This is a genomic window from Nocardia sp. NPDC001965 (assembly GCF_053594175.1).
The window spans coordinates 8,330-22,888 of the sequence record NZ_JBSFDZ010000020.1 but is presented as its reverse complement, the minus strand read 5'-3'; the positions used below and the strand labels follow the sequence as shown (position 1 = coordinate 22,888).

The following is a 14,559-nucleotide window of genomic DNA, read 5'->3' as shown; positions in this document are numbered from 1 at the left end:
CACCCGGCGGGCTACGCCTGGTGGGGTTGCCAGGTGGCGACCGCCCGGACCGCCACTGCGCACACCACGATCATCACCGTTGCCCATCCGGGCGCATGCGGTAGCCACAGGAAATCGGCGACCATGGTCGCCGCCGCGATCACGATCGCCATCACCCTGACCCACGCGGTCCCGGCCGATCAGCGTGACCCCGACAGCCGCCGGCAGAATGCTGTAACTGAGGTGTACATATCCCCGGAGCGACGAGGTCGGGCGGTAACTATATTGCGGCGGGTCCGCCGGGTACGGATCGTCGAGCAGGGCCGAGATGCCCTGGACCACGCCCAGCACCGCGATCGCGCGGAACAGCACGCCGACCGCGGCGGCGCCGACCGCGGCGACCGACTGCCGCGTATGGGTACCTCCTGTCGCTGCGTTGCCGTCCCGGATGTGCGTAGCCGGTGCGGCACGGCCGGGCTACCGTCGCGCGGCTCACGGTGTGACGATCGGGAACTGTGGATCGGGCGCGTCCAGCAGCCCGATGAAGGTTTCCAGCAGACTCCGGTCGCCGGTGATCGTCACGCCGTCGAACCCCCTACCGCTCAACGCTTTCAGCAGTTGCTCCTTGGTGAGTGTCAGCGTGAGATCCGCGGAGCCCGCCGCGGGCGCCTCCGGTGTCGGGGCCCGGTGGGTGAGCGCACCGTTGGACAGTGTGATGCGGTGGCGGAGGTTCTCGTCGGTCAGTTCCCAGTCCATCGTGAAATCCACCGCCGCGGCCCGCAGGCCGTCGACCCGGACCGCCAGCGAATCGATGATCATGTCCAGGGTCAGCGCGGTCATCATCTCGGGGCTCGCCGAGGAGATCGGAGTCGGGCTCGGGCCCTTGCGCAACTCCTGCGCACCCGTCAGATAGAAATTGCGCCAGGTGCCGTTCTCGGCGCCGTGCCCGAGCCGGTCGTAGACCTGCGCCAGCGCTTCTGCGGCGCCGTTGTGGCCGGGTTCGGCGAAAACGGCGTGGTTGAGCAGGGTCGCCGCGAAGCGGAGGTCACCGGCATCGGCGTATTCGCCTCCCTTCGCGACCAGCGCCTCGATCCCGCCGTAGTCGGCCACGTAGCGCTGCGCGAGTTCGACCGGTGGATGCTCCCACAGATGCGCCGGATTGCCGTCGTACCAGCCCATGTACCGCTGATAGATCGCTTTGACATTGTGGCTGGTGGAGCCGTAGTAGCCGCGGTTGGCCCAGATCCGGTCGAGCGCGGGCGGGAACTCGAATCGTTCCGCGATCTCCGGCCCGGTGTACCCCTCGTTGGTGAGGCGCAGTGTCTGATCGTGCAGGTAGGCGTACATATCGCGCTGGTTCGCCAGCCACACGGTCCAGTTCTCCCGGCCCCAGGTGGGCCAGTGGTGCGAGGCGAACGCGACATCGGCCTTGTCGCCGAACCGGGCGATGGCCTCGTCGAGATACCGGGCCCAGACGCGGGAATCGCGGACCAACGCGCCGCGCAGCGTGAGCACATTGTGCATATTGTGGGTCGCGTTCTCGGCCATACAGAGGGCGCGATGGTCGGGGAACAGGAAATTCATCTCGGCCGGGGCCTCGGTCCCCGGGGTGAGTTGGAAGACCATCCGAACGCCGTCGATCTCCTCTTCCTGGCCCGTATGCGTGATGTCGACGGTGGGCGGGATCAGCGTGATGGTGCCGGTGGAGGTCGTCATACCCAATCCGGCACCGATCTGGCCATCCGGTGCCTTCGGCAGCACCGCCCCGTACATGAAGACGGCCCGGCGGTTCATGGCATTGCCGGCGTAGACGTTCTCACTCACCGCGTGTTCCAGGAATCCGGCGGGCGCCAGGATGGGCACCTCGGGATGGCCCACCGGCACCGCGGCCCGCGCCCCCGCGAAATGGTCCGCGTGCGAATGGGTGTAGATCATGCCGGTGACCGGCCGGTCACCGCGTTGCGCGCGGTACAGCGCCAGACCCGCGGTGGCGGTCTCCACCGACAGCAGCGGGTCGATCACGATGACACCCTCGCGGCCCTCCACCAGCGTCATATTCGACAGGTCCAGATTCCGTATCTGGTAGATGCCCTCGGCGACCTGGAACAACCCCTGTTTGCTGCAGAGCTGGCCCTGCCGCCACAGGCTGGGATTCGCGGTGGCCGGGCATTCGCCGTCGAGGAATTCGTAGGCGCCGATGTCGTAGACCACCCGACCGTCCGCGGCCGTCACCACCGGCGGGTCGAGCTCGGCCATGAAACCACGCGCCGCATTGCCGAAATCGGCGGTGTCGTCGAAGTCCAGCTGCAGGGTCATCGTTACCTCACGATCTGTCGGCCGGTTCTCGGTTCCGGTGCGGGCGAGCGCTCATCGCCGCCACCGGCTGCGGCGGCTGCGGGCCGCGATGTCGACACACGGGCATCGTCCACGCTAGGTACGGCGGCCCCGCGCTGTATCACCTGCGACGGGTGAACTCCGCCGCGCGCGGAACCGCCCGAACCGGCTCGCGAGGGCGCGGCTCATCCCCAGCGGGTGATGCCGACGGGCCACCGGCGCCGGAGACTGCACAGTATTCCGACCACTGCGACCTCCCGGAGGACCGCGATGACCGAACGCGCACCCAAGCCGTCACTGCTGTCCCGGATCACGGTGAACCAGTGGCTGGCGCTCGCCCTGACCGTGGTCGCCGTGATCTTCATCGTCGAGAACCGCGACCATGTGGAGATCCGGTTCCTGCCGGTCACGGTGAGTTCGCCGATGTGGCTGATTCTGCTGATCATGTTCCTGATCGGTCTGGTGGCCGGTCTGCTGATCCGGCGGCGCAGCCGGCGCTGAGCACCGGATCGCGGGTTCCCGGCGGCATGGTGCCGAACCCGCCCTCAGGTCATCGCTCGCTGTCGGACGGCTGGTGGCGCCCGGTCTGCTCCCCCAGGGCCGCCGCGACGGTGGGATACACCGGAATGCGCTGGGTACCCGGTTCCGCCGCCGCGAGTTCGTCGCCGAACTGGCCGATAGAACGCGCGATCCGGAAATCCACCCGGCGCCGCGCGAGAGTATCGCGCAGATCGACCAGCATGATCGCGGCGGTCACGTCGATCACCGGTGAGGTCTCGGCGTCCAGCACCACCAACCGGGTGCGCTCGGTGCACAGCTCCTGGATCCGGCGGCGGACGGTATCGGCGTTGACGAAGTACAGCCCCGATTCCACCCGCACCACCAGCGCGTCCGGGCGCGGGCTGAGGTCGGGATGCCGGGCCACGTCCAGCCACAGCCCCCCGCGGGGGGCGAGCGCCGCGATATGGGGCTGCGAGGTGCGGTAGACCAGCAGCACCATGGCGATGCCGATACCGATGAGCAGACCGGGCAGGGTGCCGAAGAACAGTACGCCCAGCAGCGCGGCCACGGCGGCGATGAAATCGGCCCGGGCGGCCTTGCCGTATATGCCACCCAGCCACTGCGACCACACCCGGTACAGCCGGCGCAGCGCCGCGATATCCACCAGTTCGATCACCGCGGCGATCACCACGGCGGCCAGGGTCGCCTCGGGCAGCTGTTCGAACAGGCCGGTGAGGAAAAGTAAGGTGAGCACGGTCAGCGCGGCCACCACCAGACCGCTGACCTGTGTTTTCGCGCCGGCCGATCCGTTCACCGCGGTTTTCGACAGACTTCCGTTCACCACCATCCCGGAGAAGAACCCGGCCCCGAGATTCGCGGCGCCCAGTCCGAGGAGTTCTCGGTTCGGGTCCACCTCGTATCCGGCCTTGGCCGCATAGGTTTTGGCGGCACCCAGTCCCTCGGCGAATCCGATGAGCAGCACCCCCACGGCGGGCCCGAGCAGATCGAGATAGTCGCCGAGCGCGACGCCGCCGGGCAGCCCCGGCACCGGCATACCGGATTCGATGGGGCCGACTATCTCGACTCCCTTGTCGTCCAGGCCCAGAACCGTCACCGCCAAGATCCCGGCGAGCACGGCCAGCAGCGAACCGGGCACCAACGGCAGCCAGCGTTTCAGCCCCAGCACGAGTACGAGGCTCAGCCCGCCGACCAACAGCGTGCGCCAGTCGATATCACCGAGGTGGGTCAGCACACCCCAGGCCTGATCGAAGAAATCACCGTCGCGTTTCCCGACACCCAGGAGCTCGGGCACCTGGCCGATGATGATCACCAGGGCCAGACCGATGATGAACCCCTTCAGCACCGGCTCGGAGATGAACGACGCCACGAAGCCCAGTCGCAGCAGTCCGGCCAGCAATCCGACCACGCCGGTGGCGATCGCCAGGGCGGTGGTGAGCGCGAGATACCGGCCGGCGTCCGCCCCCGCCAACGGCGTGACGAGCGCAGCCGACAGCGCCGCCGTGGCGGACATGGGCCCGACCACGAGATGCCGGGAACTGCCCGCCAGCGCGTACAGGACCAGCGAGGGAACCGCGGCACACAGACCCACCACGGGCGCCACCCCGGCGATGGTCGCGTACGCCAGCGCCTCCGGTACCAGTACTGCCCAGACCGTCAGCCCGGCGACCACATCCGGCCGGATCCAGGCCCGCCGATAGCCGTGCAGAGAGGGGAACAGGGCACCCCACAGTGCCCCGGCCGCACCGGCCGCCGTACTTTCCGAATCCGCTCCGCCGCGGCCGGTCACAGGCCACCGATTCCTTTACCGAGCACCACCGCGCCCATCACCGACAGCACGATGGCCATCACCACGTGATTGTTCGCCTCCAGCCAGGCCCGGGCCCGGTCGAGGGTGCCGCGCAACCGGTCGGCCGCGACGGCGTAACCGACGACCACCCCCAGCACACTGGCCGCGGCGAGCACGGTGAACACGGCCACTGCCACCACCTGTGCGCCGACCCCCAGCCCGCTCGCGCCCACTGTCACTCCCGCCGACGCGCACAGCAGCAGATTCTTCGGGTTCACCGCCGCCAGAGCCGCTCCCAGCAACAGTGCCTTGCCCGCGGTGAGCTGATCGATCCCCCGCATCCACCCCGGTTCGGCGGTATCGGCACGATGCCCCCACTGGGCAACGGCCACCGCCAGCAGCAGCAGCCCCAACCCGATCTTCATCCACGCCACCGCGCCGCCCGGTTCGGAGTCCGTGGACAGTCCGATCACGGCGGCGAGCAGGGTGAACACCACCGTCGTGAGCACGATGCCGCCGGTCCAGCCGGCGGCGAAACCACCCGCGGCCGCCGACGCGTTCTTCGACAGGATCATCAGGATGGCCGCCACCAGCGGGATCGGCGAGATCGAGACCCCGACCGCCAAGGGAAGCAGATCACCGGTCACAGTGCCCATTTCGCCACGCTAGGCCGCGGGCCGGACGGATTTCGTCATACGAACCGGGTGAATACCGGCGGCCGCCGATCCGGGAAGGCGAAGATCAGGGTCAACCGGCATCAGCCGAGGTCCTTCCCGGCTCCGGACGCGTACCCCGGCAGCCGGGCCGCCGGGGTACGCGCGAAACGTAGGTCTCAGGTCTGCGGCCGCCAGGTGGCGATCGCCCAGATCACCACGATGTTGAGGGCGATGATGAGAATCGACCACCACGGGTAGTAGGGCAGCCACAGGAAATTCGCGAGGATGGACAGGGCAGCGATGCCGATCGCCAGACCGCGTCCCCACGCCGTACCGGTCATCAACCCGAACGCGCTGATGATCAGCACCGCACCCAGCACGATATGGATCCAGCCCCACGTGGTGATGTCGAATTCGTAGGTGTAGTTCACGCCGACGACGAACAGTTCGTCCTCGGCCACCGCGGCGATACCTTCCAGCACCGACAGCACGCCGACGGTCAGCAGCAGTATCGCGGCGGCGATGGAGGTGCCGGCGGCGACCCCCTGCCGACGCGGAGTGTGGCCGGAGGTACCCGCCATCGGTTCCCGTGCAGTTGTCATCTCCACTCCTTCCGAGCGCAGGTGTGCGTCGACTCTCGCGTGCGGCACCGGGGGACACCTCACCCGTGCCGGGTGAAATCGGCCGCGCGGCGCTCACCGCGCGGGTCCGCCGGTATCGGCCTCCTCCTCCGGTTCGGTATCGGGCGGCCGGTCGCTGATGAGCACATCCATCCATCGAGTCGACGGATCGATATCGAAGAGCAGCGCCTTGGCGAGGAGGGTCAGCGGAATCGCCAGCAGTGCTCCCAGCGCCCCGAGCACCCAGGACCAGAAGACCAGGGACAGGAAGGTGACCGTGACGCTCAGCCCGACCGCGTCACCGACGAACTTGGGCTGGATCACCGACTGCACCACCACGTTGAACACGCAGTACAGCACGATCACCCACACCATCTTCGCCCAGCCGCCGTCGAGCAGGGCCAGTAGTGCAGGCGGGATCAGCCCGATCACGAATCCGATGTTGGGGATGTAGTTGGTGATGAACGACAGCAGTCCCCACAGGATGGGGAACGGGACCGCCAGCAACCACAGCGCCGCACCGTCGAGCACCGCCACAATGAGTCCGAAAACGGTGGAGACGATGAGGTACTTGCGGGTGCCGGCGGCGAAACTGCTCAGTGCGTTCGAGATATCGGGACGCATCCCGGCCACCCTGCTCATCCGGCGCCCGAAGGTCATCCCGTCGAAGGCCATGAACAGCAGCAGAGCCAGGACGAACAGCAGATTCGAGAAAACACCGGCGAGTTCGCGCAGCGCGGATTCCAGCACGTCGACCAGCTGCCCCCAATCGAAACCGCTCAGCGCCTGCTCTATCCGGTCCTGATCGACGTTCAACTGCTCCAGCAGGGAACGCACCTGATCGAACAGCGAGGAGAACTGGTCGGAGTAATCCGGGAGCGCGGTCGCCAATTGGGCGGCCGACAACGCCATCGCGGCGACCAGGCCGAGCAGCACCAGATAGACCACCGTCAGCGCCGCGAGCATCCCCACCCAGGCGGGTGCGCCGCGGCGCTGGAGCCGGGTCTGGATGGGTTGCGCGGCGATCGCGAACATCAGCGCCAGGAACACCGGGCCGAGCACACCGGAGAACGCCTTCGCGCCGGTGACGGCCACGACAGTGGCGGCCGCGACGAGCAGCACGATCAGGCCGCGCGGGATCGCCCACTGCGGCGGGTCGGCATCCTTCGATGCCGGCCCGCCGCGCTCCGGTGCGGGCTCGGCCGCGTCCGGGGGCGATGCCGTCACGACATGGCCTTGGCCTTGAGCCGTTCGAATTCGGCCTCGGAGATGGTGCCCTCGGCGAGCAACCGTTTCGCGTCCGCGATCTGGGCGGCCGGATTGGTGCCGGCGGTGTGCTGGATGTATTTCTTCTGCGCCGCCTCGACCTGCTCGGCCTCGGCCGCCGTCCGTTCGTTCATCCCCCGGCCGCGCACGATCAGGTACACCAGCGAGGCGAGCAGCGGCAGCACGATGAGCAGCACCACCCAGATCGCCTTGATCCAGCCCGAGGTCTCCTTGTCCCGGAACAGATCACCGATGATGTAGAAGAGCAGCAGCAGATAGGCGACGAACGCGAAACTCACGATAACCAGCCAGAGCGCTTCCCAGAAGGACATGGCCCACCTCTTCGCATCGGATACAGAAGTCCCCGGGTGCCGGCGACTCCTGCGACGCTATGGCCGCAGCGCCGCCGCGCGGCTCACCCGATGCGGATGATTTCGCCCGGATACGCCCTGGTAACAGGTTGGTTCACGACCGGCGGAGAGGCCTCGCAGCTCCGGTAGGCTGCGGCCGAGTGCGTGCTAGTGCTGTTTCGGACGACGTCTTCGGGAGGCACCGTGACCACTTCGCCAACACTGGATCTGACAGGTCGCTCCGTACCGCGAGCCCGGGCCCGATCACCCATCCCGGTGTTCCCCTTCACGCCCGTGTCACGGCCACGATTGCATTCGATGCTGGATACCGTGACCGAGGCGGGCAACGGTGGCGTCCTGCTGATCTGTGGGGCGGTGGGTATCGGCAAAACGGTGGCGGTGGCGGAATGGGCCGCGCGGCAACTGCCACATTCACGTCACGACACCCGGATCGCCTGGGTCACGATCCGCGATCAGACCTCGCTGTGGCCGGAGCTCCGATCCGGCCTGGGCAGTTCCGGCCCGGGCACCGGACAGCCGGCCGCCGGTGTCGGGGAGGCGGAGGCGGTGATCGCGGCGCTCGCCGACGATTCCACGCCGACGGTGCTCGTCCTCGACGACGCCCATCTGATCACCGACCCGCTCGCGCTGGCCGGACTCGAGTACTTCCTGCAGCACGCCCCGCCGACGGTGACGACCGTGCTGTGCGCGCGGTTCGACCCGCCGATCCGCTGGCATCTGCTGGAACTGCAGTCCCGGCTCACCCGGTGGAGCGCTCCCGACCTCGCGTTGTCGCCGGAGGAGGCCGCCGTACTGTGCGCCGAGCACGGGTGCGATCTCGACCCGCACTCGATGACCACCCTGATGTCGCTCACCGAGGGCTGGGCTGCGCTGGTCCGGATCGCCGCGATCTACCTCGCCGCACACAACGGCGATCACCGCGACGCCCTCACCGCGCTGGCACGGCCACCGCACGCCTTCACCGACCTGCTGGTGGGCGAGCTCATCGAAACCCTCTCACCGGCCCTGCGCCAGTTCCTTACCTGCACGAGCATCCCGGAGGAGTTCACCGATGAACTCGCCGACGCCATGGTCGGCGGCGGTTCGGCACATCGGCTCTACGAACTCGACCGGATCAACTTCCCGATGACCTCGACGACCCGCGGCGGCAAGGTCTGGCACGCCTACCATCCGATGCTGCGGGCCTACTTCCTCGCCGAAGCCAATCGGCTCGGCGTGGAACTGTGCTCGGATCTGCGGCTGCGGGCCGCGCGGCAGTTGATGTCGGCCGGGGAGTTGCGGGCCGCGCTTCCGCATCTGCTCACGGTAGCCGATCACCGGCCGCTGGCCGGTTTCCTGGCCGAGCACGCGCTGGCCCTGGTGTTCGCCGGCGACGGCGAGGCATTGTTCGACGCGCTGGCGGAGACCGCACCCGATGTTCTGGCCGACCCGTATCTGCGGTTGCTGCAGGTCACCGACGCGCTACTGCACGGCGACAGCAGTTCGGCACAGGCCTACCGGGATACGGCCCGCTTGCTCGCCGACGACGATCCGCTCTCGCTGGCGGGCCCGTACCGGCTCGAGGCACTCACCACCGCCGTGGACGCGGAACTCGCGGTGGCCACCGGCAGTGTCGCGGACGCGGGTGTTTTCCCGGACCGGATGCCGCCCGCCGACCGACCCGACCTCGACGGGTATCTCGCGGTCACCACCGGAACCGCGCTGGCCCTGCGCGGTGAGCTGGCCCGCGGTGAGGAACGACTGCGGGTCGCGCTGACCCGCACCCGGTCCCGCTGCCACCCCCGGCTACGGCTGATCGCGGTGACCCGGCTCGCTGTCACCGCGGGGCTGGCCGGATCGATCACGACCATGCGTCAGCGCGCCGAACGGGCCTGCGCCATCGCCCGCGATCACGAACTGCTGGACCTGCCGGAAACCGTGCACGCCACGGCATTGGAGGCCTACGGCGCCTACCTCCAGGGCACCGAACCGCAGCCCGGGCATATCCGGATCCTGTGCGCCGAGCACATCCGCCGCGACGGAACACCCGGCCCCGTGGCGGGTTGGCTACCGCATGTGGTGGGCAGTCTGCTGGACTGCCATCATTCTCCCGACCGGGGTGCCGCCGCCGAACGGCTGCGGCGCAGCATCGGCCGCCTTCTCGATGCGGATCCGCCTCCCGCGCTCAGCGGCGGCCTGCTCAGCGCGGCGGTATGGGCGCTGCTGGGCGCGGGCGAAACAGTGACCGCTCAGCAGCTGATCGAGCGTGCGCGCACGGTACTGGGCCGCACCCCCGATACCGTCCTGTCCGGCGCGGCGCTGACGGCGGTCGCCGGTAACCATCACGGGGTTGTTCTCCAGGTGGAACCACTACTCACGGCCACCCCGGGGCTGCATCCGGTCACCCAGCTGACCGGATGGCTGCTCTACGCTCGCGCCCACCACCAGCTCGGTAACGACACCAAGACCCGCGAAGCGATCGACAACGGGCTGTGCGTCGCCGCCACACACCGGATCACCCGCCCGTTCTTCGATGTCCCCGGCACCGTCGAACTGCTCGACTATTACGCGGGATGCTTCGGCCATCGCAGCGCGTTCGCCGATTCGGTGCGGGCCGGACATCAGCGGCGCCGGACCGACCATCCCGCGCTCACCGCGACCGAGCTGACCGTCCTGCGCCAGCTGCCCTCGGGTCGCACCACCCAGCACATCGCCGACGATCTCGGAGTTTCGGTCAACACGGTGAAAACCCATATGCGCGGGATCTACGCCAAACTCGGCACCGGCTCCCGGATGGAGACCCTCCAGGAGGCGCGCCGCACCGGGCTGCTCTGAGGCGAACGGCCGAGCTTCACCCGGAGCGGAGGAGGCACCGCGCGTGGTAGCGGCGCAGACTCGAATTCGCCGCGACGGCACCGGTCGTCGGCGGGTCCGGACGAGGCAGGAGACGGCGATGCGATACCAGTTCACCATCGACGGCGAACTCTCCGAACGCGCGCTGGCCGCCTTCCCGGAGCTCAGCGGGGACCGCGGCCAGGGCACCACGGTGCTGTGCGGTCCGCTCACCGATCCCACAGGTGTGCGCGCGGTACTCGCCCGGATCGACAATCTGGGGCTCACCGTACTCGAGATGCGCCGGCTACCGGACTGAGGTTGCGACAATGTCGCTGTTGGTTCCCATCAGTCAGCGCCGGGAACTGGCGGATATCACCGACCGACTGGACCTGAGTGCCGGTGACGTCCGCGCCAAACGGTCGGCCTTCTGGCTCATGCTGGTTCTGTCCGGTGTCATCGCGGTATCCGGCGTGGTGGGCGATTCCACCGCCACCGTGATCGGTGCCATGATCGTGGCGCCGCTGTCGGTGCCGATTCTGGGCATCGGGCTGGGAATCGCCACGGGTCGCGCTCGGCTCGTGGCCCAGAGCATTCTGGTGGTGGCGGCGGGCGCGGTCGTGGTCGTGACGCTGGGAGTCCTCGTAGCACAGGTGCTGCCGAACCCCACCGATGTGCTCGCCAATTCCCAGGTGCTGGGCCGGACCTCGCCACGGCTGGTCGATCTCACTGCCGCGTTGGCGACCGGTCTGGTCGGCGCTGTCGCCGTCACCCGGCGGGATGTCGGTGATGTCCTGCCCGGTGTGGCGATCGCCATCTCGCTCGTTCCCCCGCTGGCGGTGGTCGGTGTCTGCCTCGGTTCGGGAGGACCCGCACTCGCGCTGGGCGCGTCGATCCTGTTCGCCTCCAATGTCGTCGCCATGGTGATCACCGCCGCCCTGGTGCTGGTTCTCACCGGATACGCACACGAGGCGGGCGCGGGAGCCGCCCGGCGCGGCCGGGCCTACGCGGTTCTCGCCGCGGCTCTGGTGGTGGTCGCGGTCCCGATGGTCGTCAACTCGCTGGCCTCGCTGTGGGCCGAGCAGATCGCCGACGCGGCCGGCGAGTGGCTGCGCGATGTTCCCGGCGCGCAGGTCACCGACGTGACGGTGCACGGTGGCACCGCCACTGTCCAGATCCGCGCGCCGCAGGACCTACCGCCGCTCGGACCACTCCAGCAATCCGTCGACGCACTGGTACCGTGGGATCCCCGGGTGATCGTCGTGCATACCGTCGGTTCCCGGGTCACCGACTGATCCAGTGCTCAGTACGGGGCTGCCCGCCCGGCCCAGCGTGGACCGAGTTCACCCGCCGAGGCGCGCGGGAACGAGATCCGGTCGGGGTCACCGTCGGAGGTGAAACGCCCGCCGGGGTTCGCCGCGAGTTCGTCGAGCCAGTACGCCGAATCGAACGGCACCCGCCCGAGACCGGATCGGATCCGCGGTACCGCACCCGGATCAACCGCACCGAACGGTGACGGCGCCGGGTTCGCACCGACCAGCATGACCGCCCCGAACCGGTAGGGGGTGCCGCCCCAGGCTCCCGCGAGCGCCAGCCCCGGGTCGGCGGGGGAAGAACCGAGCGGCAACGCCATGGTGGTCACCGCGGTGCCCGGGGCGGCGGCACCGATCGCCCGCACGTTCTGGGCGAGCTCACGTTGCACTCCCCCCGCGTCCAGGGATCCCAGATCCTGGTGGGTAGCAGTATGGGCACCGATCTCGTAACCGTGCCGGGCCAGCCAGGGCAGTGCCCGGGGGTCGCCGCCGAACGGGTCGTCGGTGACGTAGAAGGTCGCGCGGGCCCGGAAATCCGGATGCCGGGCCGCGAATTCCTCCAGGACGGCCACCGCGCAGTCCGGCGCGGGCACGCCGTCGGCGGTGAACCGCAGCTGGCTGGTCGTGGAATCGTCGAAGGTGAGGACCACCGGATGTGTTCCCGCCGGGATGTCCACGGTCCCCGCGGCGTATTGGGCGGCAGTGATCGGCCGGTACCCCTCGCGGCGGAGGCGATCGAGTTCCGCGCGGAACTCGGCGGGTGTCTGGTCGTATTCGCCGGCCGGCTGCGCGGACAGCTGGTGGTACATCAGGATCGGAACGCGACCGAGTTCGTCGGCGCCGACGGCCGCCGGGTCCGGCGGTGGCGGTGTGGTCACCGCCGGTGGTGCGGGGGCGACCGGCGCCGGTTGCGGTGGCGCTGCCTCCGGTGTTCCCCCGCAGGCAGCGGCACTCACGACCACGAGAGTCGCCACGACCGACCGTCCGACTGCTCCCGGGTAACGCACCATCGCCCGAATGTTACGTGCCGACAACGATTTACGTTCCATCTCCGGGAAAGCGATTGAGAACCCCGCGATCTGTCCATATTGACGGGACAGTGTTCGTGGGAGTTGATGCGTTGTGCTCATGCGGTTGCGGACCGCCGACCGTAAACGGTTGGTGGCCCTGGCCTTCGGTGTTCTCTTGGCAGTTCTGCTGGTTTCGGCCGGGGTCGGGGCCGGACGATCTCCGGCCCCCGCGCTCCCCCTGACCGGCCTACCTCCGGGCCCGGTCGGCGCGATTGCGCTGAAGGATCTGGCCCTGCGTGTGGACGCCACCGGTCACGATCCGCACGCGGTCGAACTCACCGTGGACGGTACGGCCGTGACCGGCCGGGTGGACGGCGACACCGTCGTCTATCACCCCGAGGGGCTGGCCGACGGCGAGCACACCTTCACCGCGGAGATCCCGGTCGGCGGACCGCTGGGTTGGTTACGTGACGGACCCGCCACCGCGGCCGCTTTCACCGTCGACACCACCGCACCGCAGCTGGAGGTCACGCCGCCGGAGGCCGCGGCCTCCTACCGCGACCCGGTCACGGTGCGGGGCCGGGCCCCGGAGGCCGCGCGAGTCTCGATCGGCGCCACCACGGTGACCCCCGCGGCGGACGGCAGCTTCGAGACCGAACTGCCGCACCATCCGTCCGGCTCCGAAGTGGTGGCGGTCGACTCGGCGGGCAATACGACGAAGAAGACGCTGACCGCCGGTATCGATCTGCCGCGGATGCGCGCGGTCCACGTGACCGCATACGCATGGTCCGACGACGGTATGCGCGAATCGGTGCTGAACATGGCCAGGCAGGGCCGGATCGATACCGTCCAGCTCGATATCAAGGACGAGGACGGCACCGTCGGATACGACTCGAAGGTCCCCCTGGCCCGGAGCACCGGCGCGGCCACCCCCATCTATCGGGCCCGCGACGCGCTGCGGCAGCTACACGAGATGGGTGTCCAGGTGGTCGGCCGGATCGTCGCGTTCCGGGACCCGACCCTGGCGGGCTGGGCCTGGCACAACGGACGACCCGACTGGGTGGTCCAGAACCCGGCCGGACAGCCCTACTCCAGCCACTACGGCGCGATCGCGTTCACCAATTTCGCCCACCCGGAGGTACGCGCCTACAACATCGCACTCGCGGTCGAGGCGGGCGAGCTCGGCTTCGACGGAATCATGTACGACTACGTCCGCCGGCCCGACGGCAGCCTGTCGAGTATGAAATTCACCGGGCTCACCCGGCCGGCGACCGAAGCCGTCGCCGGGTTCCTGGGCCAGGCCCGGGAACCGGTGCACACGGCCGGTGCCCACCTCAGCGCGGCGGTGTACGGTATCGCCGCCACCCGGCCGGACCAGATCGCCCAGGACATCCGGCTCATCGCGAAACAGGTGGATTTCGTGGCGCCGATGATCTATCCCTCGCACTGGGGACCCGGTGAGTACGGCGTAGCGGATCCGAACAACCAGCCCTATGACATCGTGGCGGCGTCGCTCCGTGATTTCCAGACCGCGACCAAAGGCACCAACGCGTCGGTGATCCCGTGGCTCCAGGACTTCAGCCTCGGCGCCGATTATGGAGATGCCCAGGTCAGAGCTCAGATCGATGCCACCCGTCGAGCCGGTATCGACAGTTTCTTCCTGTGGAACCCGGCCGTGAGCTACCACGAGGGGGCCCTCGACCCGAAGTGATGCGATACCTCCGCCTTCGCTACGGCCTCCGCGGACCGCATCTGCACACCCCACAACATCGCGCACCCGCCAACACACACCCCCTGCGATACCTCCGCCTTCGCTACGGCCTCCGCGGACCGCATCTGCACACCCCACAACATCGCGCACCCGCCAACACACACCCCCTGCGATACCTCC

12 protein-coding genes and 2 pseudogenes are annotated in these 14,559 nt (G+C 68.8%); 5 read left to right on the top strand and 9 right to left on the bottom strand.

Annotated elements, in window-relative coordinates; all coding sequences use genetic code 11:
* Positions 1–11: 11 nt before the first annotated feature.
* The 3 genes and pseudogenes from ACWCPQ_RS24375 to ACWCPQ_RS24365 form a co-directional block, all read right to left on the bottom strand.
* Positions 12–164, bottom strand: a pseudogene (locus ACWCPQ_RS24375) (DUF7144 family membrane protein); the annotation flags it as partial.
* 25 nt (positions 165–189) lie between these two features.
* Positions 190–351, bottom strand: a pseudogene (locus ACWCPQ_RS24370) (hypothetical protein); the annotation flags it as partial.
* Between the two features lie 120 nt (positions 352–471).
* A complete protein-coding gene (locus ACWCPQ_RS24365; protein WP_449902709.1) occupies positions 472–2,295 on the bottom strand; it encodes an alkyl/aryl-sulfatase in 1,824 nt (607 codons plus the stop codon).
* Between the two features lie 288 nt (positions 2,296–2,583).
* Between ACWCPQ_RS24365 and ACWCPQ_RS24360 the strand changes: the two genes are divergently transcribed.
* Positions 2,584–2,814, top strand: a complete 231-nt coding sequence (locus ACWCPQ_RS24360; protein WP_449902707.1) for a lipopolysaccharide assembly protein LapA domain-containing protein — start codon at positions 2,584–2,586, stop codon at positions 2,812–2,814.
* A gap of 49 nt (positions 2,815–2,863) precedes the next feature.
* On the opposite strand, the gene ACWCPQ_RS24355 is transcribed toward ACWCPQ_RS24360, so the two are convergent.
* From ACWCPQ_RS24355 to ACWCPQ_RS24335, 5 genes are all read right to left on the bottom strand, one after another.
* Complete coding sequence (locus ACWCPQ_RS24355; protein WP_449902882.1) at positions 2,864–4,552, bottom strand: SulP family inorganic anion transporter; 1,689 nt, start codon at positions 4,550–4,552, stop codon at positions 2,864–2,866.
* A gap of 65 nt (positions 4,553–4,617) precedes the next feature.
* Positions 4,618–5,277: a GAP family protein gene (locus ACWCPQ_RS24350; protein WP_449902704.1), complete on the bottom strand. Its 660-nt coding sequence runs from the start codon at positions 5,275–5,277 to the stop codon at positions 4,618–4,620.
* Positions 5,278–5,453: 176 nt separating this feature from the next.
* The gene (locus ACWCPQ_RS24345; RefSeq protein ID WP_449902702.1) at positions 5,454–5,879 is read right to left on the bottom strand and encodes a DUF7144 family membrane protein; all 426 of its coding nucleotides are present in this window, start codon (positions 5,877–5,879) and stop codon (positions 5,454–5,456) included.
* A 93-nt stretch (positions 5,880–5,972) separates the two neighbouring features.
* Positions 5,973–7,124 carry an AI-2E family transporter gene (locus ACWCPQ_RS24340; RefSeq protein WP_449902700.1) on the bottom strand — a complete coding sequence of 384 codons (1,152 nt, stop codon included), beginning with the start codon at positions 7,122–7,124 and terminating at the stop codon, positions 5,973–5,975.
* Positions 7,121–7,495 (bottom strand): SHOCT domain-containing protein, encoded by a 375-nt coding sequence (locus ACWCPQ_RS24335; protein WP_449902698.1) that lies wholly within the window; start codon positions 7,493–7,495, stop codon positions 7,121–7,123. The genes ACWCPQ_RS24340 and ACWCPQ_RS24335 overlap by 4 nt, the downstream gene beginning before the upstream one ends.
* Positions 7,496–7,831: 336 nt before the next feature.
* Between ACWCPQ_RS24335 and ACWCPQ_RS24330 the strand changes: the two genes are divergently transcribed.
* From ACWCPQ_RS24330 to ACWCPQ_RS24320, 3 genes are all read left to right on the top strand, one after another.
* Positions 7,832–10,348 carry a LuxR C-terminal-related transcriptional regulator gene (locus ACWCPQ_RS24330; protein ID WP_449902696.1) on the top strand — a complete coding sequence of 839 codons (2,517 nt, stop codon included), beginning with the start codon at positions 7,832–7,834 and terminating at the stop codon, positions 10,346–10,348.
* Between the two features lie 118 nt (positions 10,349–10,466).
* Complete coding sequence (locus tag ACWCPQ_RS24325) at positions 10,467–10,664, top strand: hypothetical protein (protein WP_449902695.1); 198 nt, start codon at positions 10,467–10,469, stop codon at positions 10,662–10,664.
* A gap of 10 nt (positions 10,665–10,674) precedes the next feature.
* A complete protein-coding gene (locus tag ACWCPQ_RS24320) occupies positions 10,675–11,640 on the top strand; it encodes a DUF389 domain-containing protein (protein ID WP_449902693.1) in 966 nt (321 codons plus the stop codon).
* A gap of 8 nt (positions 11,641–11,648) precedes the next feature.
* Here the strand turns inward: ACWCPQ_RS24320 and ACWCPQ_RS24315 are convergent, their stop codons facing one another.
* A complete protein-coding gene (locus tag ACWCPQ_RS24315) occupies positions 11,649–12,668 on the bottom strand; it encodes a polysaccharide deacetylase family protein (protein ID WP_449902691.1) in 1,020 nt (339 codons plus the stop codon).
* 118 nt (positions 12,669–12,786) lie between these two features.
* Between ACWCPQ_RS24315 and ACWCPQ_RS24310 the strand changes: the two genes are divergently transcribed.
* Positions 12,787–14,379, top strand: a complete 1,593-nt coding sequence (locus ACWCPQ_RS24310) for a putative glycoside hydrolase (RefSeq protein WP_449902689.1) — start codon at positions 12,787–12,789, stop codon at positions 14,377–14,379.
* Positions 14,380–14,559 lie beyond the last annotated feature (180 nt).